The organism is Phytoactinopolyspora endophytica (genome assembly GCF_004138495.1).
Lineage (GTDB): Bacteria > Actinomycetota > Actinomycetes > Jiangellales > Jiangellaceae > Phytoactinopolyspora > Phytoactinopolyspora endophytica.
The window spans coordinates 580,957-582,591 of the sequence record NZ_ML142849.1 but is presented as its reverse complement, the minus strand read 5'-3'; the positions used below and the strand labels follow the sequence as shown (position 1 = coordinate 582,591).

The 1,635-nt window shown below is 68.1% G+C and carries 1 protein-coding gene; it reads left to right on the top strand.

The window, feature by feature from the left end; all coding sequences use genetic code 11:
- The coding region (locus ELR45_RS02580) for a sulfatase family protein (protein ID WP_129663466.1) at positions 1 to 1,345 on the top strand (1,345 nt) is incomplete at its 5' end.
- Between the last annotated feature and the right edge of the window lie 290 nt (positions 1,346 to 1,635).

Genomic DNA, 1,635 nt, shown 5'->3' with positions numbered 1-1,635 from the left:
CGACCAGATGTCGGCGAGTGCGATGAGCTGCGCGGGCAATCCAGATGTGCGCGCGCCCGCGATCGACTCGCTCGCTGCGGCCGGCGTGCGATTCGAGAACGCGTACTGCACCAGCCCGTTGTGCGCTCCGTCGCGCGCGTCGATGATGACCGGCCGGATGCCGTCGGAGATCGGCGTGAATGACAACGTGCGCGAACCGGAGAGACCGTTCCCGGACCGCTCGCTGGGGCGGGTCTTCGCACAGGCCGGCTATGACTGCGCCTATGCCGGAAAATGGCACGTACCCGGCTCCGAGCACGGCGCGCCGGCTGACGTGCCCGATGGTCCGCTGGCCAGCGGATTCAACGAGATCTACACCGGCACGCACGAAGGGCTGGCAGACGCCTGCGGCGAGTACCTCGCGGCGGACGGACGACGGGATTCCCCGTTCCTGCTGGTGGCGTCGTTCAACGAGCCGCACGGGATCTGCGAGTGGGCGCGCGGGCAGAGACCCCCGTCGGGTGAGGTGGCGGACGTCGACTGGCGTGAGCTGCCGGTCCTGCCTCCGAACTTCGCAGCGGGGTCCGAGGAACCTGAGGCGCTGCGACTGGTGCAGCGGTTCGCCTGGACGGTGCATCCGACCCAGCGGTGGGACGAGGAGCAGTGGCGTCGTTATCGGCACGCGTACTTCCAGCTGTGCGAGCGGGTGGACACCGAGATCGGCACACTGCTGGACAGGCTGGACACGTGCGGGTTGAGACAGGAGACCGTGATCGTCTTCACCTCGGACCACGGTGACATGCAAGGTGCACACGGATGGAACCAGAAGAAGACCCTGTACGAGGAGTCCGTCGGCGTGCCGTTCATCGTCGTCCCTCCTGCCGAGATGGCCGGGGCGTCCGACGCCTCCGCCGGCCGGGTCCGCGACGAGCTGGTGTCGGTCGGACTCGATCTGCTGCCGACGCTGTGCGACTACGCCGGCATCACACCGGATGCCGAGTGGACCGGGGCGAGCGTCCGCGGCCTGGTCGAATCGCCCGCGGACGTCAGGCCCGCTTGGCGCGACGAGGTTGTGGTCGAGACCGAGTGGACGTTCCCGGGGCTGATGCCGCCACCCGTCATGTCGAAGCTGCTCGCCCGCATGGTGCGGAGCCCGCGGTACACGTACATGTGTCACTTGTGGGGCTTGCATCGTGAGCAACTGTTCGACATGGAGCGTGACCCCGGCGAGATGACCAACCTGGCCACGAGCGGCGCGCACCAGGACATCCTGGCCGACCATCGGCGGCGCCTGATCGAGCATTGCGACGCGCTGGGAGATTCGTTCGGCCGGAATGTCCCCGGCCCCGGGGTGCCGCCTCGCTGAACCCAGTCCCCGGGCGTGCCGCCTCGCTGAACCAACGTTTGCAAGCGGTTGCAGCGAAGGGCTTGGGCCATTAGGGTTTGGGTACCTACTTGTTGCTCGTACATGCCACGTCGTCGGTGACGGCGTGCGTCGGCTGGAGAGGAGCGCGGGTGAACGACGAACCGATCGGCGTGGGTGTGATCGGCATGGGCACCATCGGCCGTCGGCACGTGGAGGTCATGGGGCATCTCGAAGGCGCGGTCCAGTTGGTGGCCGCGAGCGGGGGATCCGCGCAGACGCTGCCCGAGCTC